Below are 7,502 nucleotides of genomic sequence, written 5' to 3' on the forward strand. Positions count from 1 at the left end.
CAGTACAAGCACCCAACAAGTCCAGCGTCGGCGATTCCGGTTCTAGGGGCGGGATGCGCGACGGGCCTTTAATTAATCGCGACATTAAAAGGGCGGCGGCGGGTAATTGTAGCAGCAAAAGTGCGACAGGGATGATGCTTGTCAAGAGATTTGGCATATTAGGGGCGATCTTATGGATTTTAGATTTTAGATTTTAGATTTTAGATTTTAAATTGAAGAATTCAAAATTGCAAATTGTGGGTGATATTAATTTGAAAAATTTCATCAATTTTTAGCTTTAAACATCTTACAGTACAGTAGGGTGCTTCAGCGAAAATTCTCGGAAAAATTCACAATTTCCCAACAGGCGCACGCCAGGAATAGATGGTGTAAAGCGAAGTAAATTAGGAGTTTAGAGAGTGTCCGGAGGAGCGACAGCAATCAAATTAGTCCGCACTACAAAAGGTTTTATTATGGTAAACCCGACAGGATATGAAACTTGAGAATTACTTTTTCTGACGCGCCCTACTGCTAATCTCTAGCTGAAAAAACCCGGTTTCTTGTAGAAACCGGGTTTTTAAACTAGCTCAAAATTTAGTGTAAATTTTTGCTAAATCAGCGGCTGTTGCTCACTAGCGACTTACTTGCGTACAGCGCCAACCGGCTGAGGTGGAATTTCCGCTGTCACAGCAGATGTTTCCAAATACGGAACTGTTTCTGTTACTTCATCGGCTGCGGGTTTAGCCAGCCAGCTTAAGACGATCGCCGGAACTACACCCAGAAGCACAGCTAGCGATGTCGGGAACCAGAACCGAGAATCCAAAGAAGTGACAGTGATAATCGCTCCGAAAGCAAAGTTTACCAAATAAACAATTAAAGGCAAACCCATTTCCGATCGCTCTAATTTAATCGGCGTTTTTCTCCACAAGAAAGCTGCAAAGGACATAAATAGCGCTCCAGTACCCATCCAGCCCGCCAAGTTGCGGTAAGGCATCCCGAAGAAAGCTCCAAGTTCCTCAAACTCCCAAAAAGGTACCGAAGTTTGACTCATCGCCGGATCTAGTACAAAATCCCAAGCTGTCAGGAGCATAGCACCAAGGGCGATCGCCCCGATTTGGCGCACCCAGTTGAGTTGGCCTTTGCCGCCGCCAACTCCAGCCCGAGCAATTATATAAGAAACCAGTCCCAGATAAAACCACGAGAGGGGAATTGTAAACGGAACTAGCCCTGCAATTTTGTAGCCCAAACCGCTCAAGTAGTGGTAGTTTCCGAAGGGAAAACCCGTACTCGTCCCCAACAACTCGCTACTCAAGGACAAAAACACAGAAGGCAGCAAAAATGCCATAGTTGCACCCAACCCCAATGTCCGAAAGGCATAAAGAGCAACCGCTGCTGCACCAAAAATGATATAAACTACTCCACCCCCAGCCATCCCCCATTGGAACAGAGTTTGTCCGGCGGGCGGTAAATTCATCACTAATTCGGGACGGGGTAAAATTAGCAGCAATCCTGCTAATCCAAAAGCCATTGACAAGACGTGGGCTATCAGGCAAAAGCGCTCAGCAATCAAAAGTTGCTTCATGGGACTCCTCGAAAAAATATTAGATGCAGAAAGCACTTCTTAACAGTTTACAATTTTTAACAAAAAATCCAGCATTTAAGTTGGTTGACGGTTGACGGTTGACGGTTGACGGTTGACTGTTGGCTGTTGACGGTTGAGGGCGGGCACGGGGGCACCGCCCCTACTGGCTGTTGACTGCAAGCTTAATCCCCAATTCCCAATCCCCCATTCCCAATTCCCCATCTTAGATTATTGCCAATTCCCCACCAGCACGAAAGGTGCCCAGAAATAGGGATTTTTATACTCAGGGTTTTGCAGCAAGGTTAATTGAGCGTTGCGGAGGGCTTCAGCTTTGCTGGTTTTAGAGGCAGCCAGTTGACGGTAAAACTCGGTCATAAATATAGCAGTGGATTCGTCGTTGACTTGCCACAGCGTGGCGACTGTGCTGCGGGCACCCGATCGAATTGCCGCCCCGGCCAAACCCAAAGCCGCGCGACTGTCGCCCGAAGCAGTTTCGCAAGCACTCAACACCAAAAGCTCGATCGGCTGTTGGTTCTCGCCTGTGCGGGATCGCAGCAGCCGATCGAACTCCTTGACATTCACCCGCTCGTCCCAAGTCAAAATAAAAGTATCCGCCGCATTCGAGCTAAACTGACCGTGAGTTGCCAAATGGACGATCGGGTAAGACACTGCTTTAATTCGATCGCTCAACCGCCCGCTGACAAAATCTTCATTCAGCAGGTCAGTAGCGGGCATCTGAGCTGAAATTTGTTGAATTTCTCGTTTCACCCCCGGCAAAGCCTCGAAGCCTTGACGCGCTTCTGAGAGCGCAGCAGCGAGCACTCTCAACTTGACTTGGTTCAGGGGTTTGGGTGTCAGCAGTTGCAGTCCCGGCGCTAAAGCAATACTGTACTTTTCTACCAAAAACTTTTCGCCGTCGTGCAGCACCGCCACCGGCAGATTTCGCAAGTAACCGTCGAGCACAAATACTAGGGTTTTAATCCCGCTATCCGTCAAATCCGCTTCCGCAGGGCGGATTAACCAGTCGTAAACCTGTTGAACGCGGGGCAACCTGTCGCGGGGAAACCCAGCAGGCCTGATCGTATTTTTGGCTAGTTTGAAGGCAGTTTCCAACTCGGTTCGAGACTTCTTAGTAGCGTAGCGGCGCAGGGGTTTGCCGGGAATTGACAAAATTACCTCCAAACGATCGCTCAAAATGATTGGATAAATCACCGCCGCCGCCGGATCGATTTCCTCGATCGACTTTGGTTTAGCATCAGCGCAAGCATCCCGAAAAAAGTTGTCCAATTCCGCCAACTGCAAAGATTCCACCGTTTGGCGCGCCAGTTTCAATTTAGCTTGACTCGGAGATTCCCCTTCCAAAAGCAGCCCGACTAATTCCCGATAAACCGGTTCGGCACTTTCGCGAAACGAAAATTGCACTTCGGGATTGACTGTTACCAAATCGCCCCGCAGAGAAGACAGTACATTTACAGCTTGAGTATATTGAACGATCGCCCCTTCTGTATTTCCCTGAGCTTTCCGAATCCGCCCTAGCTGCCACAATAATTGATAGGCAATATCGGGAGATTGAAACGCCGGCGCTAAACTCAAAGCCTGATTTGTCAAAATTTCCGCCTGCTGGTGCTGCTGCTGGAGTTCGGCAAGTTTGCCCTTGGTTGCGAGAATGTAAGCTTGTATTCGTTTGTCGCCCAAACTGTTGGCTGGTTCCACAGATCGATCGAGCATTTTGTCAATGTCGCTGAAACTCCCAATTTTTGCAGGCGACTGAGCTAATTTGAGCAAACTTTGAGCTAGATTAATTTGAGCGTAAAGTCCCGCGCGGTTCGACCCAAATCTAGCAGCTTGAGGTTCGACGGAACGCCACAAAACCTCTGCCTCCGACCAGTTTTGGCGATCGACCAAAAGACTCAATTGGTTCAACTTCGCCTGAATTTGTAGGGGCAACCGAGCGGAGACTGCCGCCGAGCGAGCATAATATTCTAGGGCAGAGAGTTCCAACTCAGCCTGCTGTCGGGCGCTCAAACCCGGTTTATTGCTTTTAGCCCGCACCGTATTCCCCAGACTCAGATCGATTGCAGCCTCCTCTTGTCTGAGGCCTAATTTTTGAGCTGCTGCGAGTCCCTCTAATAGCAAATTTTGTGAAGGTTCCAATTGTCCCAAAACCCGCAGCACCCGCCCTAAAGCGTTACTTGCCCGGACTCTATCAACAGAAACAAGCTGATTTTTTAAACTTGCCAAACCAACTGTCGAAACTTCGCAAGTTTGGTTTTCCAGCATCAAGGAAGCTAACAGAATTTTGCAAGCTTTCGGGTAAAGTCCGAGAGTTTCCCAACCCCGACTTAGATTGATTTGAACTTGAAAAAGTTGGTTTTTGCGATCGATTTGCTCAAAAATTTTAGCGCTTAACTGCAAGTTGTCGATCGCATCTTGAGTCTGTCCCCGTTCGAGTTGCAACTGTGCTTGAATGTTGAGAGTTTCCGCCAAAATCCGCTGCTGTTCGGCAGTTTTGGGTTCGGTTCGCACCGCCGACAAACTCGAATTCACAACTTGTTCTGCTTGTTCCCAAAGTGTCAACTGCCCGTAGGTTGCAGCTAAATTGCTCAAGGCGGCGGCGAGATCGAGATTTTCGCCTGTTTCTTCAAACTGCACCGCCGCTTGCTGCAACAGGGGTACAGCTTCGGAAAAACGTTCCTCTGCGTACAGACTTCGAGCTTGTCGGACAAGCGCAGCCGCAGGCGGTGACTGAATCTGAGCAACTGCCGCAGGAATTGTAACGGATAGCAGACAGGAAATCAGAAATAACAGAATTGCTTGTCGGAGCGATCGGGTAAGTTTCATATAACATTTATGCTGCTAATTCCAGCATCATTCTAGTCGGAGTTTTTGCACAAATAAAGTTATCCTAAATCCGCTTATCTCAGAATAATAACTAATAGGTAGTAAGCTGTCGGATAAACATTGTATGTTCGGGGCGGGCAGGATGCCCACCCCACTCATTCGGGCAATTGTTTGTTTGACATATAATTTATAGGCCAATACGGTTCACTTAACATATTTATGCCCCGGAGATCCCTTGCAGCATCCCCCTGATTGTTGGGGGACGCAAGAGGGAATTCTGATCCCCCCCTTTTTAAGGGGTGTGCCAGGGAGATCGTCTTAAGTGAACCGTATTGATTTATAGGCCGCAACAGCTTAGGATCGTCGATTAAATAACTTCCTACAAAAAATGCAAGTTATTTAATTCTCATTGCTTAAGAACACGTTTATTCACTCTTAAGCTGTTGCGGTTCGATCGTTCCGATTAAATCCGCGACAGCTTACTAAGGAAAATGTCGTTTTTGGTGCCACTCCCAAGCGTGAGTTAAAATATCCTTAATATCGGGATATTTCGGAGACCAACCCAAAGTTTTGATGGCTTTCTCGCTGCTACCAACTAAGGCAGGCGGGTCTCCCGGACGGCGATCGCACTCAACCGCTTTAATCTCTTTTCCCGTCACTTGGCGAGCCGATTCTATCACCTCTTTTACCGAAAACCCGCCGCCGTTTCCCAAATTAAAGAAATCGGATTTGCCCTCATTTAACAAATATTCCAATCCCAAAATGTGAGCCGATGCCAGATCGTTAACGTGAATGTAATCCCGAATGCAGCTACCGTCTGGAGTATCGTAATCGGTGCCAAAAATTGCGATCGAATCCCGCTTTCCCAAAGCAGTCAACAACACCAACGGAATCAGGTGAGTTTCTGGATTGTGATCCTCTCCTAACAACCCGTTCGGATCTGCCCCAGCCGCGTTAAAATAGCGGAAACAAACAGACTTGAAATTGTACGCAGCATCAAAATCAGACAAAATCCGTTCTACCATTAACTTGGTAGCGCCGTAGGGATTGATCGGATTTTGCGGGTGATCTTCTGCGATCGGAATTTTCTGCGGCACGCCGTAAGTCGCGCAAGTAGAAGAAAACACAAATTTGTTCACTCCAGCAGCTATCATCGCTTCCAAAAGTGTCACAGTACCGATGACGTTGTTGCGGTAATATTTAGCTGGATCGGTAACAGATTCGCCCACGTAAGCGTAAGCTGAAAAGTGCATTACCGCTGCAATTTTGTGAGTAGCGAACAGGTTGTCGAGCAGGGCGCGATCGTTTGTATCTCCAACTACCAACTTTACTTGCAAAACCCGATCTACTAAATCTTGGTGCCCGTAAACTAAATTATCCAAAATTATCACACCGTAACCGGAGTTTTTCAATGCTAATACTGCGTGAGAGCCAATATATCCGGCTCCGCCAGTTACCAAAATAGTTGGTTTTTCTTCAGTCATTTTATTGTGCTTGGTTGTTTGAGTTGGGATTGTCGAGCCTATTGCAATACGCTCTGGTTAATTCTGTTTGTTTCGGTTTTAACTGCAAGGGTCGGTTGTCTTGTGACTTGACAAGTTTAATCGATAAACTTAACGCGACCAATTTGGATATAATCAAATATCCGATTGATTTGATATCGCTCCTCTTCTGAAATTTTATCATCAGATAGGATAGTAGATGTCAAAACTAAATGTTCTCGGCGAGCGATTTTACCAGATGCTACAATCCGATCGACCATTTGAAAAATTGTCAAGTTCGATTTCTTTTGAGATGTTCGCATTTATTCGATCGCCTTTATGTCATAATATCTAAAGCGGATGGCAGTTGTTGACTCACAAATGGTGTTCTTTGGATCGTAAATTCATTTTTCCAACAGCAGAAACAATTTATCAAAGTTCTGCTCCCAAAGATAGATGCGCCGATTAGATACAGTATATTCCATTTTTGACACTCCCCGACCTGAAGGTGCGAGGATTGTTAGGGTCGAGGGGAGTATGTGAGGTAATCCTGTTTTGATAGTTCTCCAACGGTTTGTGCGTCGGAATTTGAAAAATAGGAAGTCCATCCCCTGATCACAGGGTTGAGGTCTTGAATCAGAGCCGCTTGGGGCGAAGACCTATGTTTTTTGATGAGTTTTCCGATTTCCTCTTGGTGAGCCTGACTCGCCTTCTGCGATGGGGTAATGAGTGTGTTAAAACCTAATATTTTACCTTCTGCGGTTTTATTGCTTCGGTATTTACCAGCAGGGTATTGCCTGATGTGATGACCTAAAAAGTCAAATCCAGCGAACCCATCCTCACTTTGTTCATCGTTGAGTGTGTGAGTTAGCCTCGTCTTTTCAGGTTTTAACTCAAGTCCTATGCGAGTTAACCATTGAGAGATAATCTCTCGACATCTTTTTATTACGGCTTTGTCCTTGTGGAGAATTACGAAGTCGTCGGCATATCTAATGATTGCCAGGGATTGTCTTTTGTCCCTACAACTTCTCCTTGTTCCACCTGGGTATCTGATGTCTAGCGTCTCAGCAAATTGCTTTAGCGCTTCTTCTAAACCGTGGAGGGCTATATTAGCCAATAGTGGCGATAATGGAGTAGGAACAAAGCGCACCTCTAAATCTCTCGATTTATGTGTTTCTTCATTCCTCTCCCCAAACCGGACGTGAGACTTTCACCTCCTCCGGCTTTCCATCATTGTTACGTGCTTCGTCCATACGAAGGCGTTTGGACATGACAATCACGACAAAGAAGTTGAAGATTTTCAACATCATCTTTTGAGTTAAGTTTGCCTGCCCATTCAAACTCTTTCGCCATGATGGCGCATTGTTTGTAGAGAGCGACTAACTTAACTCCCTGATTGTCGAGCCAGTATTTAAGAGCTTTGTTTCGGACAAACTGAGCTGTCCGGATCATTTCGTCAATGACCTGGTATTGCTGTGGTTTCCCTTTTAACTTGTCGGGTGAGGTTCGAGGGTCGCCCCTCTCCCCTCCCCTAAGAACCGGACATGAGACTTTTGCACTCATCCGGCTCAAGCCTTACTTCAAGCGAGATTTAACTTGGGTTTTATGCACCTGTTTGT

The 7,502-nt window shown here is 46.6% G+C and carries 8 protein-coding genes; 1 reads left to right on the forward strand and 7 read right to left on the reverse strand.

The window, feature by feature from the left end; genetic code table 11:
• Window positions 1–197 (forward strand): hypothetical protein (locus tag IQ270_RS26165; protein ID WP_193976087.1); only part of this gene is annotated, 197 nt, incomplete at its 5' end.
• A 422-nt stretch (window positions 198–619) separates the two neighbouring features.
• Here IQ270_RS26165 and cruF read toward each other — a convergent pair.
• From cruF to IQ270_RS32435, 7 genes are all read right to left on the reverse strand, one after another.
• On the reverse strand, window positions 620–1,561 hold the full coding sequence (gene cruF / locus IQ270_RS26170) for a gamma-carotene 1'-hydroxylase CruF (RefSeq protein WP_193976088.1): 942 nt from the start codon (window positions 1,559–1,561) through the stop codon (window positions 620–622).
• Between the two features lie 75 nt (window positions 1,562–1,636).
• Window positions 1,637–1,783, reverse strand: coding sequence for a hypothetical protein (locus tag IQ270_RS26175; protein WP_193976089.1), 147 nt, complete (start codon window positions 1,781–1,783; stop codon window positions 1,637–1,639).
• A gap of 6 nt (window positions 1,784–1,789) precedes the next feature.
• On the reverse strand, window positions 1,790–4,402 hold the full coding sequence (locus IQ270_RS26180; protein ID WP_193976090.1) for a CHAT domain-containing protein: 2,613 nt from the start codon (window positions 4,400–4,402) through the stop codon (window positions 1,790–1,792).
• 482 nt (window positions 4,403–4,884) lie between these two features.
• Window positions 4,885–5,886, reverse strand: coding sequence for a UDP-glucose 4-epimerase GalE (galE, locus tag IQ270_RS26185; RefSeq protein WP_193976091.1), 1,002 nt, complete (start codon window positions 5,884–5,886; stop codon window positions 4,885–4,887).
• A gap of 116 nt (window positions 5,887–6,002) precedes the next feature.
• Window positions 6,003–6,206, reverse strand: a complete 204-nt coding sequence (locus IQ270_RS26190; RefSeq protein ID WP_193976092.1) for a hypothetical protein — start codon at window positions 6,204–6,206, stop codon at window positions 6,003–6,005.
• 197 nt (window positions 6,207–6,403) lie between these two features.
• On the reverse strand, window positions 6,404–7,033 hold the full coding sequence (locus IQ270_RS26195) for a reverse transcriptase domain-containing protein (RefSeq protein ID WP_193976093.1): 630 nt from the start codon (window positions 7,031–7,033) through the stop codon (window positions 6,404–6,406).
• Window positions 7,034–7,119: 86 nt separating this feature from the next.
• Window positions 7,120–7,446 carry an HNH endonuclease gene (locus IQ270_RS32435; protein WP_193976094.1) on the reverse strand — a complete coding sequence of 109 codons (327 nt, stop codon included), beginning with the start codon at window positions 7,444–7,446 and terminating at the stop codon, window positions 7,120–7,122.
• Window positions 7,447–7,502 lie beyond the last annotated feature (56 nt).

This window comes from Microcoleus sp. LEGE 07076 (assembly GCF_015207455.1).
Classification (GTDB): Bacteria; Cyanobacteriota; Cyanobacteriia; order Cyanobacteriales; family Microcoleaceae; genus Microcoleus.

Bases quoted from the DNA above. Each gene is read 5' to 3' on its own strand.
- cruF (WP_193976088.1), bottom strand. From the start codon at position 1,561: ATGAAGCAACTTTTGATTGCTGAGCGCTTTTGCCTGATAGCCCACGTC.
- IQ270_RS26175 (WP_193976089.1), bottom strand. From the start codon at position 1,783: ATGGGGAATTGGGAATGGGGGATTGGGAATTGGGGATTAAGCTTGCAG.
- IQ270_RS26180 (WP_193976090.1), bottom strand. From the start codon at position 4,402: ATGAAACTTACCCGATCGCTCCGACAAGCAATTCTGTTATTTCTGATT.
- galE (WP_193976091.1), bottom strand. From the start codon at position 5,886: ATGACTGAAGAAAAACCAACTATTTTGGTAACTGGCGGAGCCGGATAT.
- IQ270_RS26190 (WP_193976092.1), bottom strand. From the start codon at position 6,206: ATGCGAACATCTCAAAAGAAATCGAACTTGACAATTTTTCAAATGGTC.
- IQ270_RS32435 (WP_193976094.1), bottom strand. From the start codon at position 7,446: ATGAGTGCAAAAGTCTCATGTCCGGTTCTTAGGGGAGGGGAGAGGGGC.